Annotated in this window: 21 protein-coding genes and 2 tRNA genes; 13 read left to right on the forward strand and 10 right to left on the reverse strand. The window is 32.4% G+C overall.

The window, feature by feature from the left end; genetic code table 11:
* Positions 1-430 precede the first annotated feature (430 nt).
* From thrS to rplT, 4 genes are all read left to right on the forward strand, one after another.
* The gene (gene thrS, locus ACFWU4_RS11135; RefSeq protein ID WP_411127847.1) at positions 431-2371 is read left to right on the forward strand and encodes a threonine--tRNA ligase; all 1941 of its coding nucleotides are present in this window, start codon (positions 431-433) and stop codon (positions 2369-2371) included.
* Between the two features lie 27 nt (positions 2372-2398).
* Entirely contained in the window at positions 2399-2950 is a 552-nt protein-coding gene (infC, locus tag ACFWU4_RS11140; protein WP_411128449.1) for a translation initiation factor IF-3, read from the forward strand.
* Positions 2951-3008: 58 nt separating this feature from the next.
* Positions 3009-3206: a 50S ribosomal protein L35 gene (rpmI, locus tag ACFWU4_RS11145; protein ID WP_215925145.1), complete on the forward strand. Its 198-nt coding sequence runs from the start codon at positions 3009-3011 to the stop codon at positions 3204-3206.
* Between the two features lie 102 nt (positions 3207-3308).
* Positions 3309-3653 (forward strand): 50S ribosomal protein L20, encoded by a 345-nt coding sequence (rplT, locus tag ACFWU4_RS11150; RefSeq protein ID WP_411127850.1) that lies wholly within the window; start codon positions 3309-3311, stop codon positions 3651-3653.
* Positions 3654-3733: 80 nt separating this feature from the next.
* Here rplT and ACFWU4_RS11155 read toward each other — a convergent pair whose 3' ends face one another.
* The 8 genes from ACFWU4_RS11155 to tgt all read right to left on the reverse strand — a co-directional run bounded on the left by ACFWU4_RS11155 (position 3734) and on the right by tgt (position 13092).
* Entirely contained in the window at positions 3734-4801 is a 1068-nt protein-coding gene (locus tag ACFWU4_RS11155; RefSeq protein WP_411127852.1) for an adenylate/guanylate cyclase domain-containing protein, read from the reverse strand.
* Between the two features lie 9 nt (positions 4802-4810).
* Positions 4811-5995 (reverse strand): asparagine synthetase B, encoded by a 1185-nt coding sequence (locus tag ACFWU4_RS11160; RefSeq protein ID WP_411128451.1) that lies wholly within the window; start codon positions 5993-5995, stop codon positions 4811-4813.
* 174 nt (positions 5996-6169) lie between these two features.
* Complete coding sequence (locus ACFWU4_RS11165) at positions 6170-7210, reverse strand: AI-2E family transporter (protein WP_411127854.1); 1041 nt, start codon at positions 7208-7210, stop codon at positions 6170-6172.
* A gap of 71 nt (positions 7211-7281) precedes the next feature.
* Positions 7282-8814 carry a replicative DNA helicase gene (dnaB, locus tag ACFWU4_RS11170; RefSeq protein ID WP_411127856.1) on the reverse strand — a complete coding sequence of 511 codons (1533 nt, stop codon included), beginning with the start codon at positions 8812-8814 and terminating at the stop codon, positions 7282-7284.
* Positions 8815-8982: 168 nt separating this feature from the next.
* Positions 8983-9936, reverse strand: coding sequence for an acetyl-CoA carboxylase carboxyltransferase subunit alpha (locus ACFWU4_RS11175; protein WP_411127858.1), 954 nt, complete (start codon positions 9934-9936; stop codon positions 8983-8985).
* 50 nt (positions 9937-9986) lie between these two features.
* Positions 9987-10895, reverse strand: coding sequence for a DMT family transporter (locus tag ACFWU4_RS11180; protein ID WP_411127860.1), 909 nt, complete (start codon positions 10893-10895; stop codon positions 9987-9989).
* A complete protein-coding gene (locus ACFWU4_RS11185) occupies positions 10882-11958 on the reverse strand; it encodes an LptF/LptG family permease (protein WP_411127862.1) in 1077 nt (358 codons plus the stop codon). Before ACFWU4_RS11185 ends, ACFWU4_RS11180 begins: the two co-directional genes overlap by 14 nt.
* Before the next feature lie 3 nt (positions 11959-11961).
* Complete coding sequence (tgt, locus tag ACFWU4_RS11190) at positions 11962-13092, reverse strand: tRNA guanosine(34) transglycosylase Tgt (protein ID WP_411127864.1); 1131 nt, start codon at positions 13090-13092, stop codon at positions 11962-11964.
* Between the two features lie 167 nt (positions 13093-13259).
* On the opposite strand from tgt, the gene ACFWU4_RS11195 reads away from it, so the two are divergent.
* The 4 genes from ACFWU4_RS11195 to ACFWU4_RS11210 are packed head-to-tail and all read left to right on the forward strand — an operon-like array spanning position 13260 to position 16418.
* The gene (locus ACFWU4_RS11195; protein WP_411127866.1) at positions 13260-14105 is read left to right on the forward strand and encodes a transketolase; all 846 of its coding nucleotides are present in this window, start codon (positions 13260-13262) and stop codon (positions 14103-14105) included.
* Position 14106: 1 nt separating this feature from the next.
* A complete protein-coding gene (locus ACFWU4_RS11200; protein WP_411127868.1) occupies positions 14107-14814 on the forward strand; it encodes a hypothetical protein in 708 nt (235 codons plus the stop codon).
* Positions 14811-15764, forward strand: coding sequence for a transketolase family protein (locus ACFWU4_RS11205; RefSeq protein ID WP_411127870.1), 954 nt, complete (start codon positions 14811-14813; stop codon positions 15762-15764). The genes ACFWU4_RS11200 and ACFWU4_RS11205 overlap by 4 nt, the downstream gene beginning before the upstream one ends.
* Positions 15765-15818: 54 nt before the next feature.
* Positions 15819-16418 carry an outer membrane beta-barrel protein gene (locus tag ACFWU4_RS11210; protein WP_411127872.1) on the forward strand — a complete coding sequence of 200 codons (600 nt, stop codon included), beginning with the start codon at positions 15819-15821 and terminating at the stop codon, positions 16416-16418.
* 67 nt (positions 16419-16485) lie between these two features.
* Here ACFWU4_RS11210 and ACFWU4_RS11215 read toward each other — a convergent pair whose 3' ends face one another.
* Positions 16486-17427, reverse strand: a complete 942-nt coding sequence (locus ACFWU4_RS11215) for an FKBP-type peptidyl-prolyl cis-trans isomerase (protein ID WP_411127874.1) — start codon at positions 17425-17427, stop codon at positions 16486-16488.
* Positions 17428-17560: 133 nt separating this feature from the next.
* On the opposite strand from ACFWU4_RS11215, the gene ACFWU4_RS11220 reads away from it, so the two are divergent.
* The 3 genes from ACFWU4_RS11220 to ACFWU4_RS11230 are packed head-to-tail and all read left to right on the forward strand — an operon-like array spanning position 17561 to position 19014.
* A complete protein-coding gene (locus ACFWU4_RS11220) occupies positions 17561-17932 on the forward strand; it encodes an RNA-binding S4 domain-containing protein (RefSeq protein WP_411127876.1) in 372 nt (123 codons plus the stop codon).
* On the forward strand, positions 17916-18545 hold the full coding sequence (locus tag ACFWU4_RS11225; RefSeq protein ID WP_411127878.1) for a methyltransferase domain-containing protein: 630 nt from the start codon (positions 17916-17918) through the stop codon (positions 18543-18545). Before ACFWU4_RS11220 ends, ACFWU4_RS11225 begins: the two co-directional genes overlap by 17 nt.
* Positions 18511-19014, forward strand: coding sequence for a phosphoribosyltransferase family protein (locus ACFWU4_RS11230; protein ID WP_411127880.1), 504 nt, complete (start codon positions 18511-18513; stop codon positions 19012-19014). Before ACFWU4_RS11225 ends, ACFWU4_RS11230 begins: the two co-directional genes overlap by 35 nt.
* On the opposite strand, the gene ACFWU4_RS11235 is transcribed toward ACFWU4_RS11230, so the two are convergent.
* Positions 19006-19527 (reverse strand): shikimate kinase, encoded by a 522-nt coding sequence (locus ACFWU4_RS11235; RefSeq protein WP_411127882.1) that lies wholly within the window; start codon positions 19525-19527, stop codon positions 19006-19008. The genes ACFWU4_RS11230 and ACFWU4_RS11235 overlap by 9 nt on opposite strands.
* A 130-nt stretch (positions 19528-19657) precedes the next feature.
* Between ACFWU4_RS11235 and ACFWU4_RS11240 the strand changes: the two genes are divergently transcribed.
* Positions 19658-19730, forward strand: a tRNA-Lys gene (locus ACFWU4_RS11240).
* A 55-nt stretch (positions 19731-19785) separates the two neighbouring features.
* Positions 19786-19869 (forward strand) — tRNA-Leu (locus tag ACFWU4_RS11245).
* Positions 19870-19936: the final 67 nt, after the last annotated feature.

Here is a 19936-nt window from a genome sequence, read left to right on the forward strand (position 1 = left end):
GTGCAAATATATAACTCATTTTTAATCCCACAACTACTTTCTTAATTTTATTTATATAAAATTTTTTAACCCCTTAAATATAGTAGATTACGCCTTATTTATCTTTGTTTTTTTTTACTAACTGACAGTTCAACTTTTAGAAGCAACAGGCTTATCACAAATTGACTAGCCACTGTAATACTAGCGTTAGCGATAGAAGCGGTATCCTTTTTTTTGTAACCTAAAATCTAACACTAAGCAAACTCAAATTATATAAATTAAAATTAATTAAGATTTAAATACCTACTATATAAAAAGATATGGCAGATAACGCGGCACTTTGGCTATTAGAAAGACAAAGTGAAATTCCCAAAACATTTAAATAGAAACTTCACTTTGTCTATTATATATATAGGTATATCTTTGCAAGCTAAAATTTACACTATATATAATGATTAAAATTACTCTACCTGACGGTTCTGTTAGATCTTTTAATAAAGATGTAACACCACATGAAGTGGCTGTAGATATTAGCGAGGGATTTGCTCGTAATGTTATTTCAGCAAAATTCAATGATACAGTTATTGAAACCACTACTCCATTGACCGAAGATGGTAGTCTCACTTTATATACATTTAGAGATGACGATGGTAAGAAAGCTTTTTGGCATTCTTCTGCACATGTTTTAGCTCAAGCTTTAGAAGAATTATATCCTGGTATTAAACTTTGGGTAGGGCCAGCTATTGATAATGGGTTTTATTACGATGTAGATTTGAGTGAAGGCACAATTTCTGAAAAAGATTTTAAAGCCATTGAAACTAAAATGATAGAAATTGCTAGAGGTAAACATGATTTTAAAATGCGAGATGTTTCTAAAGCAGATGCATTGTCTTATTATAAAGGTAAGAATGATTATAAAGTTGATTTAATTGAAAAACTTGAAGATGGCACAATAAGCTTCTGCGATCATTCATCGTTTACAGATTTATGCCGTGGCGGACATATACCTAATACAGGAATTATTAAAGCTGTAAAAATATTGAGCGTCGCGGGTGCTTATTATAAAGGTGATGAAAACAATAAGCAGTTGACTAGAGTTTATGGGGTCTCATTTCCTAAACAAAAAGAGCTTACAGAATATCTTCATTTATTAGAGGAGGCAAAAAAACGCGACCATAGAAAGCTAGGTAAAGAACTCGAACTTTTTACATTTTCTCAAAAAGTGGGTCAAGGTTTACCTCTATGGTTGCCAAAAGGTGCTGCATTAAGGGAAAGGTTGGAAAATTTTCTAAGGAACGCTCAAAAGAAAGCTGGCTATGAAATGGTAGTTACACCTCATATAGGTAGTAAAGAACTTTATGTAACCTCAGGACATTTTGCAAAATATGGCGAAGACAGTTTCCAACCCATAAGTACACCTGCTGAAGGTGAAGAGTTTTTATTAAAACCTATGAATTGCCCTCACCATTGTGAAATATATAATAGTAAACCTTTTTCATACAAAGATTTACCAAAGCGTTTTGCTGAATTTGGAACTGTATATCGTTATGAACAAAGTGGAGAACTACACGGATTAACAAGAGTTAGAGGTTTTACCCAAGATGATGCTCATATCTTTTGTACACCAGATCAGTTAGATGCCGAATTTAAAGAAGTCATAGATTTAGTACTTTATGTATTTGGCTCCTTAGGTTTTGAAGACTTTACAGCCCAAGTATCTTTGAGGGATCCTGATAACCCTGAAAAGTACATAGGTGATGATGAACATTGGAAAAAAGCTGAAGACGCCATTTTAAATGCAGCTATCGATAAAGGCTTAAATTATGTTGTTGAAACAGGTGAAGCAGCTTTTTACGGTCCAAAACTAGACTTTATGGTAAAGGATGCTCTAGGTCGTCAATGGCAATTAGGTACAATACAAGTAGATTATACCTTACCAGAACGTTTCGATTTAACCTACAAGGGTAGTGATAATGAGATGCATAGACCAGTTATGATTCATCGTGCTCCTTTTGGAAGTATGGAACGTTTTATAGCTATTTTATTAGAACATACAGGTGGGAATTTTCCGCTTTGGCTAATGCCAGAACAAGCAATTATTATCTCAATAAGTGAGAAATATGAAAAATACGCTGAAAAAGTTTTAAATTTGCTAGAAAATGACGAAATTCGCGCCCTTGCAGACCACAGAAATGAAACTGTAGGTAAGAAAATTCGTGAAGCTGAAATGCAAAAGTTTCCGTTTATGATTATCGTTGGTGAGCAAGAAGAAAAGGATAATACAATAACAGTGCGCGAACATGGTGGAGAAGACCTCGGCACAATTACTGTAGAAGACTTTGTGAATATTGTAAAAGATAAAGTAAATAAAAGCTTAAAAACTTTTAAATAAATAACGTTTAACTAAAATATATAAGTCATAGCAATACGTAGAAGAAGGAATTATAACAGACGTGTTTCCCAAGAGGATAAACATCGTATAAATTCTAAAATCAGGTCTGAAGAAGTAAGGGTTGTAGGAGAAAATGTTGAAGTAGGAGTATATCCTATTAAACAAGCTCTCACTATGGCTGATGAACAAGGTTTAGATCTTGTGGAGATTTCACCAAACGCGAATCCTCCCGTTTGTAAAATTATGGATTATAAAAAGTTTCTTTACGAACAAAAGAAGCGAGAAAAAGCATTAAAATCTAAAGCAACAAAAGTCGTTGTGAAAGAAATTCGTTTTGGTCCTCAAACTGATGACCACGATTATGAGTTTAAAAAGAAACATGCTATTAAATTTTTAAAAGACGGTGCTAAATTAAAAGCGTTTGTTTTTTTCAAAGGACGTTCAATAGTTTTTAAAGAACAAGGTCAAATTTTGCTATTAAAATTAGCTCAAGATTTGGAAGAATATGGTAAAGTAGAACAAATGCCTAAACTTGAAGGAAAGCGCATGATTATGTTCTTTGCACCTAAAAAAAAGTAAATACTCTGTTAATTCAGAAGACAATAATAAGCGAAACGTAAATTTAAAATAGGAGAAAATGCCTAAAATGAAAACAAAATCGAGTGCTAAGAAACGTTTCAAACTAACTGGCACTGGTAAGATTAAAAGAAAGCATGCTTTTAAGAGTCATATACTGACAAAAAAATCTAAAAAGCGTAAGCTTAAGTTAACTCATGATGGTTTAGTACATAAAGCAGATGAGGATAACATTAAAACGATGTTACGTTTGAAGTAATAAAGTTTTAACGGTTAAAAAAAATTATAAACCCTGGAGTTAGGCAAAATTATTTAGCAAGTACCTTACAGGTCGCCTACTACAAAAAAACAATTAAAGAAAATGCCAAGATCAGTAAATTCAGTTGCAAAAAGAGCTAGAAGAAAAAAGGTTCTAAAGCAAGCAAAAGGTTACTTCGGAAGACGTAAAAACGTTTGGACAGTAGCAAAGAATGCGGTTGATAAAGCTATGCAATATTCGTATAGAGATCGCAGAAATAAAAAGAGAACATTCCGTGCGTTATGGATAATGCGTATTAATGCAGGTGCAAGACAACATGGAATGAGCTATTCAAAGTTTATGGGACAATTAAAAGCTAATAAAATCGAATTGAATCGTAAGGTTCTTGCGGATTTAGCAATGAATCATCCTGAGGCTTTTGAAGCTATAGTAAACAAAGTTAAATAAGGCTTTTAGCCAAATTAATAACAACATTTCGCTTAAAAAAATCCGATTCGTAAGAATCGGATTTTTTGTTTAATACACTTCTATAAAGCATATACCTCAACAGTTTTCTCTTTACCTTTTAGAGTAATATCATTTGATAACAATTGATAATGACTTTCTGAAATGCTCAAATTATCTAGAACAACTCGAGAAACTAACAGTGATTTTTGATTTGAGTTACACAATTTTTGTATTCGAGCTGCAGTATTTATGACATCACCATGATATGCTATTTCTTTTTTTATATAACCTACCTCTGTAACCATTATTTTTCCACAGTGAACACCAGCTTTAAATTCTGGTAGCTGATTATATTTTGCCATGTAATAACTTTCTCTTTTGTTTATTCTATTTTTAAAAGCGAAAAACATACCTATACAGTTATTATTCCTGAAGCCTTTTTTCGGCAACCAACTCAATACAGCTTCGTCACCTACATATTGATAAACTTCAGCTTCAAACTTACCTAGTATTCTATTTAAATCTATAAAACAGTCTTGAATAAACTTACTGTATTCAATATGCCCTAACTTTTCTGCAATTTTTGTTGAATCTTTTAAATCTAAAAACATTAAGATTCTTTCTTCTTCCTGAGGTTTTCTATATTTCCCAATAAGAACTTTAAAAAAAATTCCTCGACCAAATTTATCATTGGCAATTCTAATTAAGGAAAAAACAATAGAACTTGTAATAAAGTATATTACGGTAGTCCAAAAAAATGGATCTTTTCTCCACCACCCTATTTCATTAGGCAAATCTATATCTATCTGCTCTTCGACTAAAAAAGATATAGAACTAAGCAATACCACAATTAAAACAAAATAGATGATAGATTTTATAAATATACTAACACCTAAAGCAAGTCTTTTACTTAAGAAAATATCAAATAAAAATTCTATGATTGCATAAACAAGACCTAATACGAAGCCAACTATTATAGCAAACTCATAATAAGCTCTGATTGGTAAGTTTAAAACTTCATCTGTGAAAACACTTAACTCTTCTTCAATACCATTATATCTTATAAGGGAAAATAGAAAAAAAGCAATTACCCAAAATACAATTGATGCAATTATTAAATTGAAAAAAGCTTTTAAACGTATGTTCATTTAGAGAAATTAAGTCTTCTGCTTTTTCTTTTTAGCGGCAGGGAACAATACATTATTTAGAATTAAACGGTATCCAGGAGATGTAGGATGTAAATCTAATTCAGTTTTTGGATCTCCTACTCTGTGTGTATAATCTTCAGGGTCATGTCCACCATAAAATGTAAAAAAGCCCTTTCCCTTTATACCATGAATATATTTCGCTTCACCATTTGTTCTATTTTCACCCATTACCAAAACGTTAGACTTAATTTGTTCTCTTGCAAATGAAGTTGTTTGCCCCATAAAGCCTTTAACTAAAGATGTATGATTTTGAGTAAGCATAGTTGGAATAGGGTCCCACTTCGCAGAATATTCCATTAAAGAAAAGTAATCAGTTTTAAAAGGGATTTGACGTTTCCTTGTCATATCTATACTAGAAAATTCATAAACATTTGGACTTCGCTCTAGTATATAATCTTTAAACGCAAAGGTTTTAGAAAAATCGAGCTTGTTCTGATATCCAGGATCACTCCCGTCACCATCAAACATTGGTTCACAGATATCAATACCATCAGCAGACAATGCGATATCGAAACTATCTGTAGCAGAACACATTGCAAACATAAAACCACCACCTGCAACATAGTCTCTAATTTTATTGGCAACAGCTAATTTAGCATCTGAGACTTTGTTATAACCCAATCGTTTCGCTAATTCTTCAGCTGTTCTCTTTTCTTCTATGTACCATGCAGCTGATCTATAAGTTCTATAAAATTTCCCATACTGCCCTGTAAAGTCTTCATGATGAAGGTGTAACCAATCATAAAGAACAAGTTCATCCTTTAAAACTTCTTCATCATAGATAGTTTCGTAAGGAATTTCTGCATAAGTTAAAACCATTGTAACTGCATCATCCCAAGGTTGTTTTCCGTATGGTGTGTATACAGCAATTTTTGGAGCTTTCTCCAATACAATTGCCTCTTGATTTACAGAGGGGCTACTAATATCTTCTAAAATCTTACTTGCTTTAGAGTCAGAAATTACCTCAAAAGAAACACCTCTAATTTTGCATTCTCGTTGAATAATCTCTGCATCGGGTAAAAGAAAAGAACCGCCTCTGTAGTTGAGTAACCAATTGACTTTAAGTTCTCTTTCTAAAGTCCAATAGGTTACCCCATATGCTTTTAAATGATTCTCCTGAGATTCTACATCCATTGGAATAAGAATATAGGACGCATTAGCACTAATGCTTAAAAAAAAAGTAAAAAAGGTAATGAATGATTTTTTCAAGTACATGAAATTATAACGAAATATAATCAAAATTTAGTCTATTAAAAATCTATTTATAATTCTTTTAAGAGGTAATCTAATTCTAAATTAAGAATTAAATTAAATTTCTTCTAGGTTTGTTTGTTTACCAGACAATAAACTTGCCACAACTCTTGTACTGGGAAATTGCTCGAGTATAATTTTCATAAAAACAGTTATTGGTATTGCCATAATTAAACCTGGAATTCCCCAAAGAAAACCCCAAAACATTAACATAACCAATACCGCTATTACATTAATAGAAAATGATTTTCCCATAAAAATAGGTTCTAAAATAGCACCAAAAGTAACTTGAACCATTGTAATTGAAAATACAAAAAAGAAAAGAGTACTTGATGGATCTAATTCTACAAAAGCAAAAATTGAAAGTAATATGACGGATATAAAAGATCCTACCATTTGTACAAAGTTAATTGCAAATGCAAACAAACCCCAAAAAATAGGAAAGCTCACGTCAAAAAACACACACATTAAACCGGTGAAAATCCCTGTTAAAGCACTTACTAAAAATTTAACTTTAATAAATTTTATTAAGTCTTTTTCTATCTTCATAAAAGCTTTTACTGAGGTATGTTTTCTCTTTAAAAGCGTACTATTTAGTAACTTTTGGACATTTATTGATTCTGCTAACCAAAGGACAACAAAAAAAACAGTCATTAATAAACTAGTCAAAAATTTTCGTAAAAAATCGAAAGTTGTTCCTAAATTTTCCTTTGCAAAAAATTGACCTATAAAATTCTTATCTTCTTCAAATTCAGCACCAAAGTTATCTGATAAATATAATTTTAGATCTGCTATCTTCACTTCTGCTTTGGACAAAAATTCTGAATTATTGGCTAGGATTTGTTTACTAGATAATTGTATTAATTCAACTCCAATTTTTAAACCTCCTATAACCAATAACAAGACAACTATTATACTTACAACTTTCGGAACCTTCCTTCTACTTAACCAACGCATCAATGGCAAAAACAACAATGCAATAAACATTGAGAATATTAGAGGTATAAATATGAATGAGAGTATTTTAAGTAAATAAAATACGAGCGGTATGACAATAATTAACAACAAAAAATTTGTTGTACGTCTTTGATCTAACATGAGGCGGCCTTCTTTTAATAGCGATAGGTAAAGATAAGCTAAAAAACAATTTTCAAACCCTTAAAATGCTGTTAAAAAGGGACTCCGTCATCTTCAGGTCCATCAAAAGCGTCGGAAGGTGAAGGGAAATTATCTGGTCTAAAAGTATCATCGTTTGCTGCCGCATTCATTTTTGAATGGAACTCTCCAAAAGGGGTGTCAAAATCATCGAGATTATCAAATTTACCTAAATGACCAATGAATTTTAATCGAATACTTTCTAAGCCACCATTTCTATGTTTAGCAACAATAAACTCTCCTTGCCCTTCTGTTGGCGAACGTTCTTCATCGTCCCACTCGTCTATCTTATAATATTCTGGTCTGTAAATAAATGACACTATATCTGCATCTTGCTCAATTGCACCAGATTCTCGTAAATCGGATAATAAAGGTCTTTTGCTTCCTCCACGTGTTTCAACAGCACGCGATAGTTGCGAAAGTGCAATTACTGGTATTTCTAATTCCTTTGCCAGCGCCTTTAAATTACGAGAAATAGTAGATATTTCTTGCTCTCGATTACCTCCCTTTTGACTTCCACCGGCAGTCATTAACTGAAGGTAATCAATCATTATCATTTTTATTCCATATTGAGATGCCAATCGACGTGCTTTAGCTCTTAAATCAAAAATTGAAAGTGATGGCGTATCATCAATAAATAAAGGTGCCTTCTCAAGCGTCTTAACTTTTACGTTAAGTTGTTCCCATTCGTGTTTTTCCAATTTACCCGTTCTTAATTTTTCTGATGACAGTCCTGTTTCGCTAGAAATTAAACGTGTTATTAATTGTACAGAAGACATCTCTAATGAGAAAAAAGCCACTGGTATATTACTATTTACGGCAACGTTTCTTGCCATAGTTAATGTAAAAGCCGTCTTACCCATACCAGGACGTGCAGCTACAATTATTAAATCAGAAGGTTGCCATCCTGAAGTCAATTTATCTAACTTATCAAATCCTGAAGGAATACCACTCATTCCTTCTTTATTAGAAATTTCTTCAATCTTCTTTTTTGCTTGAATCACTAAACTTTGAGCAGATTCAGTAGATTTTTTTACATTACCTTGAGTAACTTCATATAACTTAGCTTCCGCATTATCTAAAAGATCAAAAACATCTTTAGTTTCGTCATAAGCCTCTTCAATAATTTCACTAGAAATTTTTATCAAACTTCGCTGTATATATTTCTGAAGAATAATGCGTGCATGAAACTCAATATGAGCAGAAGAAGACACTCGTTGAGTTAAAGAAATCAGATAAAAATCACCTCCTATTAAATCTAGTTTTTCATCTTTTTTTAATTGACTAGAAACGGTTAATAAATCTACAGGTTCACTGTTTTCAAATAATTTAAAAATTGATTCAAAGATATGTTTATGAGCTTCTTTGTAAAAAGCATCTGGGCTCAAAATATCGATAACCTCATCAACACCCTTTTTATCAATCATCATCGCTCCAAGCACAACTTCCTCTAAATCAATAGCTTGTGGTGGTATTTTACCTTTTTCTAAGCTAATAATGGTGCTCTTATCGACTTTATAACCTTGTATTGGGTTTGGTTGTTTCATAGTTTACGAAAATAGCTAAATAGTATTCTAGAACGGCATTATAATAATTTTCAATCTCAACAGGTCGTTAACAATCTAACTGTTAATAACTTTAATATATTGTTAATAGTGATAAAAAAAACTGAAGCTAAAAGCTTCAGTTTTTTAACTGACCTATGTTTGGTGGACTTAATCTTTATAGACACCCATTTCATCATATTTTGCCATTCGTTGTTTAACCAATTCTTTTGGTGATAAGTTTTTAAGATCATCATAAGATTTGATAATGGCATCTTTAACTGCTAAAAATGCTTTATTTCTGTCTCTATGTGCACCACCAACTGGTTCTTTAATAATTTGATCTACAAGTTTCATGCGCTTCATATCCTTGGCCGTAAGCTTTAATGCTTCTGCTGCTTGCTCTTTATATTCCCAACTTCTCCAAAGTATTGAAGAACAAGATTCTGGTGAAATAACAGAATACCATGTATTTTCTAACATCATAACTCTATCACCAACACCAATACCCAATGCACCTCCAGAAGCACCTTCTCCAATTATTATAGTGATTATTGGCACTTTTAACCTTGACATTTCTAAAATATTTCTTGCAATAGCTTCCCCTTGCCCTCTTTCTTCCGCTTCAAGTCCTGGATAAGCACCAGGAGTATCAATTAAAGTTACAACTGGTATTCCAAATTTTTCTGCAGACTTCATTAATCGAAGTGCCTTTCGATATCCTTCGGGATTAGACATTCCAAAATTTCGATATTGTCTTGTCTTAGTATTAAAACCTTTTTGTTGTCCTATAAACATATAGGTCTGGTCACCTATTTTACCCAAACCACCAATCATAGCCTTGTCATCTTTAACATTTCTGTCGCCATGTAATTCTAAAAAAGATTCACCACATAGTGCTTGTATGTGATCTAAAGTATAAGGTCTATTAGGATGCCTTGATAATTGAACACGTTGCCATGCTGAAAGATTCTTATAAATATCTTTTTTGGCATCTGACAGCTTTTGTTCAATCTGTTTGCATGTTTCTGTAACATCAACATCGCTTTCTTTGCCAATAATCTGACATTTATCGAGCTGCTCCTCTAATTCTTTTATGGGTAATTCAAACTCTAAATATTCCATACAATTTGAAGTTATTTTTTAGTTTAGTTAGTTATGCAAATATAAAAACTTTAATCGTTATTACTCCTTGTTTTGATTTTTCGTCTTTTATAGTTTTTAAAAATTGCATCCATAAGTACTGTAGCTATAACTAAGGTCGCGCCTATATAAAATCTATGAGACATCTTCTCCGTTTCAGGAAATAGAATTAATGCCATTGCAATACCATAAATGGGTTCCAAATTATAGCTTAAAATAACAGTAAAAGGGCTTATGTAACGCATAACTTCAACAGCACCTATAAATGCATACGCAGTACAGATAGAGGCTAAAATAAAAATATAAACCCAGTCTAAATTTGAAAGCGCAAAAAACTCATTATTAAATTCTATATCAGAAACAAAAATAAATAGAGATAAAAATAGGACACCACTGAGAAATTCATAAAAGGAAATCACTGTCGCATTATAACGCTCAATAAACCGTCCATTAATAACTGCAAATAATGTGGAAAATAAAGCAGATAATAGACCTAATAATATCCCATTAATATACTTCATTTCGCTGCTAGTTATTAAGAATACACCTAATATTACTAGTAAGCCAAAACAGATTTCATAAGCCAGTATTCTCCGTTTAAAGAATATAGGCTCTATAAATGATGCAAAAAAAGCACCAGACGAAAACATGGCAAGCGCTATAGAAATATTTGCTTGATTTATAGCTTCAAAAAAAGTAATCCAGTGTAAAGCTATTATAATCCCAGCTGCTGAAAACTGCATAAATGCTTTCTTCGTAATTTTTATGTTGAGCCTAATAATGCTTATATAAATTAACATGAGTATACCTGCAATTGCCATTCGGTACCATACTAGTTCTAATGATCCTATTGTTATAAGCTCACCAAGGATTGCTGTAAAACCAGCAATAAAAACAAGAAAATGTAAGTGAAAATAATGCTTTAGTTTAGCGTTTGGCATTTTGTAAAAGGTAAATGGCTAAAATACCAAATATAAAATTAGGAAACCATACCGCAATTATTGGCTCAAAGTTCGATTGCTCTGCCATAACGCCAAAAACTTTGTCAAAAAAAACATAGACCATTGCAATCGCAATACCAACAGCCAAATTGGCGCCCATACCACCTCTTCTTTTAACAGAAGAAACTGCCACCGCAATAATAGTAAGGATAAAAATAGAAACTGGTAAACTCCATTTTTTTAATCTTACAACCTCATAACGGCCTATATTAGGTGATCCTCTGCGTTTCTCAGCATCGATAAATTCTATAAGTTCACTATAAGATTTTGTTTCGGCAGCATATTCAACAGGTGTAAGATCCTCTATTTCAAAAGGAAAATTCATATCTTTTCTACGCTGTTTTTCAATAGTCTCAACACCATTTTTAAATGATCTTTTTACGTAAGTGTTTAGTCTATAGATACTATCTTTTTCAATGTATCTAATGTTGTCTGCAAATATTTTGTACTTAAGCTCATTACCTTCGAAATGCTCATAAGTAAAATTCTGACCTAACTTACGTTTGGGGCTAAAACTGCTTACATAGATATAATCATTATCGTTAATTTGTTGATAAACATTGCGCGTTTTCTGAACCTGCTTATTCTTCTTTAAATATTTAAACTTAAACTCATTAAAACCTTGACTAGCAATTGGTGCTAAATACATTCCTAAAACTAATGCAATTGCTGCAACAATAGTAGCCCCTATTAAATAGGGTCTTAAAAATCGTGAAAATGAAACACCCGAACTTAAAAAAGCTACTATTTCGGTATTATTAGCCAATTTAGAAGTAAACCAAATGACTGAAAGGAATAAAAATAATGGAAATAACAAGTTTGCAAAATATACAGTAAAATCAATGTAGTAGGAAGTCACTTCACCAAATGGAGCTTCATTTTCAATAATTTTACCAACTTTTTCCGCAAGATCTACAGTAATACCAATAGGTATAAAGAGCAATAACATCATTAAAAATGTAAACAGATAACGCTTTAATATGTACCAATCTAGAATTTTCATCTATTACAACCTCTTATCCATTTGTTTCACCATTTTTGTTTTCCAAGACCCAAAATCTCCTGCAATGATATGCTTTCTTGCCCCCCTTACCAACCATAGGTAAAACCCAAGATTATGTATTGTCGCAATTTGCTTTCCTAATAACTCATTAACCGTAAATAAGTGTCTTAAGTATGCTTTGCTATATTCCGTATCTACAAAGGTAATTGCCATATCATCTATTGGTGAAAAGTCGTCTGCCCATTTCTTATTTTTAATATTAATTGTACCATGCGCTGTAAACAGCATACCATTTCTGGCATTTCTCGTGGGCATTACACAATCGAACATATCTACACCTAACGCAATATTTTCTAAAATATTGATTGGTGTTCCTACACCCATTAAGTAACGCGGCTTATCTTCTGGTAATATATTACATACTACTTCTGTCATCGCATACATTTCTTCTGCAGGTTCGCCAACTGACAGTCCACCAATAGCGTTACCTTCCGCACCAGCATTTGCAATGTACTCAGCTGATTGTTTTCTTAAATCCTTATAAGTGCTACCTTGTACTATAGGAAAAAACGTTTGTTCATAATTATACTTAAAAGGTGTTTTATTTAAATGTGTTAAACAACGTTCTAACCAGCGGTGCGTCATATGCATAGAACGTCTTGCATAATTATAATCACATGGATAAGGTGTACATTCATCAAAAGCCATAATAATATCGGCACCTATAGAACGTTGTACTTCCATGACATTCTCAGGTGTAAACACATGATAACTTCCATCAATATGAGATCTAAACTTTACACCCTCTTCTTTTATTTTTCTGTTCGCTGATAATGAGTATACTTGGTAGCCACCAGAATCGGTTAAAATATTACGATCCCAATTCATAAACTTATGTAAACCACCAGCCTTTTCTAGAATTGGTGTTTGAGGTCTTAAATACAAATGATATGTATTACCAAGAATAATGTCTGGATTTATATCATTTTTTAATTCGCGCTGATGCACTCCCTTAACCGATGCAACAGTACCAACTGGCATAAAAATAGGGGTTTCTATAGTGCCGTGATCTGTAGTTATAACTGCGGCACGTGCTTTAGTAGCCTTGTCTTTTGCTAAGCGTTTAAAATTCATTGAAAATATCTAAGTGAGCAAATATAAATAACTCAATTACATTCGCATCTTAATTAAAATTAAAATTGTTAGCAAATCACTAAAATCGTTAATAAGTGTAACTATTCAATCTTTGTAAGGCTTTTATAAACACCTATTTTTGTCTCATAAAAACTAAGTAAAATAACATGCCAAATATTCAACAATTAGAAGATTTAACTACTCAAGTTCGTAGAGACATATTACGAATGGTACATAAGGTAAATTCTGGACACCCAGGCGGTTCTTTAGGTTGCGCCGAATTTTTTGTTTCTCTGTATAAAGAAATTATGGAAACTAAAACTGAATTTAATATGAACGGTATTGGGGAAGATTTGTTTTTTCTATCAAATGGTCATATTTCACCAGTTTATTATAGTGTTTTAGCTAGATCTGGATATTTCCCTGTAAACGAATTAAATACTTTTAGATTAATAGATTCTAGACTGCAAGGTCACCCAACTACACATGAAGGTTTACCAGGTATTCGCATTGCTTCTGGATCGTTAGGTCAGGGTATGTCTGTTGCAATTGGTGCTGCTGAAGCAAAAAAACTAAATAATGATAATCACTTAATTTATAGTTTGCATGGTGATGGAGAACTTCAAGAAGGACAAAATTGGGAAGCAATAATGTATGCTGCAGGAAATAAAATAGATAATTTAATTTCTGTCATAGATGTTAACGGACAGCAAATTGACGGATCTACTGATAACGTTTTACCAATGGGAGATTTAAAAGCAAAATTTGAGGCGTTTGGATGGTCTGTTATCGAAATATTTAAAGGAAATGATATAGACGCAATTCTTGCAGGAATGGCAAAGGCAAAATCACTAACCGGAAATGGAAAACCAATTTGTGTACTCTTACAAACTGTAATGGGTAATGGTGTTGATTTTATGATGCATACACATGCTTGGCATGGAAAAGCACCAAATGACGAGCAATTAGCTACAGGGTTGAGTCAAAACACAGAAACTTTAGGTGATTATTAGTATGCATAAAATACTCACATACCTATTAATATTAGCTATTGCAAGTAGCTATGCTCAAGAAAAAAAAATCACTATTGATTATACTGTTGAGTATCTAATCCCCAAAAAAAACAAAACAGAAACTGATACAGTAAGCATAGGTTTTGAGAAAAATGGAAGATATTTATGGACAAATAGTGAATATCTTGCAAAAGATTTAGGTCGTTCTATTTTTAGAGGAAAAGAACAACTCCTAAAGGATGCAGAAATAGGAATAATTTTGGATACTGAGAAATTAACTATTACGCTTTGCTTTAGTTCTGGAGAGAATGAAATTTACATGAATGTAGCGTTAAATACTATAATACCAATACCAAATTCTAACAATGCTTCGGAGAGCTTCGAACTACTTTCTGAGCCAACAGGCGAAATGATTAAAGTTGTAAATCGTGAAGCAGAAATTTATACAGTTTTCCCGAGCAATAAGCCAGATGATACTATTTATTTTGCTCTAGACAAGGAATTTAAAGTTGACAACACGAAACTTTTTGATAATTTTCTTTCTTTATTTTTTGCGGCTGAGGAAAACGCAGAAATGAAAGCTAGTAATTTTCCAAACGGGCTAATCCTTAATATTTTAGATGATGGAAAATCCGTTATAAAGGCCCACAAAATAGACACTAAGAAAAAAACCATTACACTTAACCATAGTTATAAAATAACAGAATGAAAACATATACTAATACAGGAAACAAGGATACACGCTCGGGCTTTGGAGCAGGATTAACTGAACTAGGAAAAACTAATGAAGATGTGGTTGCACTTTGTGCAGACTTAACAGGATCCTTAAAAATGGATGAATTTAAAGCAAACCATCCCGAACGCTTTTTTCAAGTTGGTATTGCAGAAGCTAATATGATTGGTATTGCTGCAGGTATGACCATAGGTGGTAAAATTCCATTTACTGGTACTTTTGCTAATTTTTCCACAGGTAGAGTCTATGATCAAATACGTCAAAGTGTAGCATATTCAGACAAAAATGTGAAAATTTGCGCCTCTCATGCAGGTATAACTCTTGGGGAAGATGGTGCTACGCATCAAATACTAGAAGATATTGGATTAATGAAGATGTTACCTGGTATGACAGTTATTAATACTTGTGATTACAATCAAACAAAAGCGGCAACATTAGCAATTGCAGAGTATCATGGTCCTGTTTATTTAAGATTTGGACGTCCAAAAGTTGCTAATTTTACCCCAGAAAATGGTGTTTTTGAAATTGGTAAAGCCGTTAAATTAACTGAAGGAACAGATGTAACCATTGTTGCAACTGGACATTTAGTCTGGGAAGCTCTAGAAGCATCAAAAGTGCTGAATGAAGCTGGTATTTCTGCAGAGGTAATAAATATTCATACTATTAAACCATTGGATGAAAAAGCAATTTTAGATTCTGTATCTAAAACTGGTTGTATAGTAACTGCTGAGGAACACAACCACTTAGGAGGACTTGGTGAGAGTGTCGCAAGAGTTTTATCAAAAAACAATCCAACACCTCAAGAATTTGTTGCAACCAACGATACGTTCGGCGAATCTGGCACACCAGCGCAACTTATGGATAAGTATGGTTTAAATAGTTTTGCAATAGAGGAAGCTGCAAAAACTGTAGTAAAAAGAAAATAACTTCATCTTGGCAACGTTTTTGATAATAGTTATCTAATCTTAAAAACGAACATTATGAAAAATTTGAAAAAATCAGCTTTCATTGCTGTAGCCTTTATTCTTTTAGGCTTTACTATCAATGCACAAAATGGTAGTGCGTTTGGTATTAAAGGCGGACTAAATTATAGTGCCAATGGTGATTACTTTGAATCCATTGGCGATAATGCAAGAAATCCAGATAGAAATATTGGATACCATGTTGGTGTATTTGGTAAAATTGGTAACAAACTATATTTTAGACCAGAACTTGTATATACCGCTACAAAAAGTGATTACAATAGCGATCAATTTAATATCAAAAAAATCGATGCGCCTCTATTAGTTGGCTTAAAAGTGTTAGGACCAATAAGTGTTTTTGGAGGGCCATCACTTCAATATATTCTAGATACAGAATTTGATGGTATAAGTGTTGATAATGTTGAAGATGAATTTTCTGTAGGGCTTAATTTTGGTATTGGATTAAATTTCAACAAAATTGGGGTAGATTTAAGGTATGAAAGAGGTTTTAGCGACAACGAAGCTAACTTTATAAATAACAATATCGGTGCTGGTGTTGCTAGTAGAATTGATACTAGACCAGATCAGTTAATACTTAGCTTATCAATTGCATTATAAATAAATTAATGTATAAGAATAATAAAAGAGCCACTACTTTGTAGTGGCTCTTTTATTATAGTATTAATTACTCATCGTTGGAATCTGTCTCCTCAGGATCTAAATACCTAGGTATACCATTAGCACCAATATCGTTGGTTGGATCTCCGTCACCGTCAATATCTTCATTTACAGTAGCCACACCATCACCATCGTCATCAAAATCTAAATAATTAGGAAGCTGATCTTCATCTGTATCATCATCCAATACATCCATACTGCTGTCTAAATCTTCTAAATAAGAAGGGATGCCATCACCATCATGATCTTCTTCTTCAAACTGCAATAACTCAAATTTAAAAATAAGGTTTGAATATGCAGGTACACCTGCTACTGGGATTCCAAAATATCCCAAACCTGACGGTAAAAACATAACACCAAGTCCAAAATCATCAAATTCAACAACTCCATTATTTGTAGTAAAGTCTGAAGATGTATTAAAGTCAGAAAGTATTAATTGCCAACCTCTTATTACACCGCCACCACTAAGACCTAATGATTGTTGCATACGTAAATCAATAGGCGTAGTTACTCCATCAAAAACATCACCAGTATCCTCTAAAAAACCTTCATACCTTACACGAACCTGATCCGTAAATTTAGGAGACTCACCACCACCTTCATTTAATCTCAATACATAATACTCGTAAGTAGCGTCTTCAAATGTTGTCGTTAAAGCAGGACCTACGGCATCTAACAAAAGTGTATGACCATCTGGCACAGCCTCACCTTCTTCTAATTCAGTAATAATAATATCTGTATACTTATGATTAGTACCTGTTTCAAAGAAACTAGAATTATAATAGTTGGAAGATAAGTAATCTAAGATTGAATCGTTGTCTGCAACTTGTTGCTCAGTTCTATCTCTTAAAACTACTGTGATATCTTGGTCATCATCATCATTACATGATATAATAACAAAAGATAATGTCATTAAAAATAGGCCTAATTTTAATAATTTTAATTTCATGAGTGTTGTTTTTCATGCATGGAATTACCACAAATCCAAAACATGTTTCATTATTGCTTTAATTTAACGCGCAAGATACAATAATCTTATATTTTTGCACTAGTGAATTAACACAGTTTTTAGTTAAAAAATTATGCGGATAGACAAGTATTTATGGTGCGTACGTTATTATAAAACACGAAACATAGCAACTAATGCATGTAAAAAAGGACAGGTAAAACTTAATGGAACTACATCCAAACCTTCTAGAGATGTATACCCTACAGATAAGATAGAACTGCGTAAAGATCAGATTATTTACAAACTTACTGTGAATGATATACCTCCAAATCGTGTTGGCGCTAAACTTGTAGATATTTATAGGATAGACACAACTCCAAAAGAAGCTTTTGAAGCAAGAGATCTTTTAAAATATAGTAAAGACTATTATAGAAAAAAAGGAACTGGAAGACCTACTAAAAAAGATAGACGCGATATAGACGGTTTCTATGAAGAAGAAGAATAATTTGAATGGTTCCTATTGGGAAAATAGATATAAAATGGAGCAGACAGGTTGGGATATTGGCCTCCCTTCTACACCAATAAAAACGTATATTGACCAATTAAAGGATAAAACAATAAGCATACTGATTCCTGGCGCTGGTAATAGTTATGAAGCTGAATACCTATGGCTAAACGGCTTTAAAAATGTCTGTGTAGTTGACATTGCAAAACGTCCCTTAGACAATTTAAAGAAACGTACTCCTAACTTTCCTTCGGATCAGATATTACATCAAGACTTTTTTACTCTAAATAATGCATTTGACTTAATTATTGAGCAAACTTTCTTTTGTGCTTTGCACCCAAATTACAGAAAAGATTATGTAGACAAAATGCATGAATTATTAAAACCCACTGGGAAAGTTACAGGGTTGTTTTTCAACTTTGAGTTAAGCGAATTTGGTCCGCCTTTTGGGGGAAATAAAAAGGAATACCTCTCACTATTTAATAAGAAATTTAATATCGATATTTTAGAACCATCAATTAATTCTATAAAACAAAGAAAAGGTAAAGAACTCTTTTTTATCTTTGAAAAAAAACCTAATGGCACTAACAAAGAATACAATATTAAGTCATAAAGAAATTGAGCATAAAATAAAACGTATTGCTTATCAAATATATGAGTGTAATGTTGATGAAACTGATATTGTCATAGCTGGGATTGAGAGCAATGGTTATTTATTAGCCAAAAAAATAAAAGCGAATCTTGATAAAATTTCCTCGATAAATTCAGTACTATGTAAGGTATCTATTAATAAAACAGAACCTACAGAACTCATAGTCACTTCTATAAAAACTGAAAGCTATACTAATAAATCTATTGTTTTAATTGATGATGTTTTAAACTCAGGAAGCACATTAATTTATGGAATAAAGCACTTCTTAGATGTGCCATTAAAACAATTTAAAACAGCGGTTTTAGTAAATCGCAATCATAAAAAATTTCCTGTGAAGGCCGACTTTAAAGGTATCTCTTTATCTACTTCTTTATATGAGCATGTGCATGTAAATCTCACCAAGAAACCTTACGAAGCTTATTTAAATTAATTTTAATAATATTTTCTCAGTAACGTCTTTTATAGATTTATCATCAGAGTTTATAATAAAATCAGCTTGTCTATAGAATTGACTTCTTTCAAAAAGATGTTTACCAATAAACTCTTGCATCTCATCTTCTGAATTTAAATAACTAATTAATGGACGATTTTCTCTTTCTTCAAATAAACGTTTTACTAATTTAGGAATCGAAAGGTTTAAATAAAATGACAATACTTTATTGTTATTTGCTAAAAGCATAAGATTATTTCCGTAACATGGTGTTCCACCTCCTAGAGCTAATACCATATCATCAGAAGAATTTATAATCTTTTTTAAATATTTTGTCTCTTGCTTTCTAAAATAAATTTCGCCCTTTGCACTAAATATATCTGAAACTAAATTCAATTCTTCATCCTCAATATATTGGTCTAGGTCTATAAATTCATAATTTAATATCTTTGCTAATTCTTTACCAATCGTGGATTTTCCAGATCCCATATACCCCATTAATACAACTATCATTATGCTTATAATTTGATTATTAAAACACTACGTAAATAGACAACAAAAAAACGAAAATTTAAATAAAAAAAGTATTGTTTTATTAATTAAACATTTTATATTTGCACCCTCGTTAGAGAAAAGCAAGTAAGACCAGTTAGCTCAGTTGGTAGAGCATCTCCCTTTTAAGGAGAGGGTCCTGGGTTCGAGCCCCAGACTGGTCACAAAAAGTTAAGCATATAAAGCTTAACTTTTTTTTTACCTTTACTTATCTTATTTGCGCACGTGGCGGAATTGGTAGACGCGCCAGCTTGAGGGGTTGGTGGACATTAGTCCGTGGAAGTTCGAGTCTTCTCGTGCGCACTTTATTTTTCATTATATTTTGTTAATTCTGTTCAACTTATAACATTAAAGCTTATTTTTGTTTAAA

Source organism: Winogradskyella sp. PE311, from assembly GCF_046545555.1.
Lineage (GTDB): Bacteria > Bacteroidota > Bacteroidia > Flavobacteriales > Flavobacteriaceae > Winogradskyella.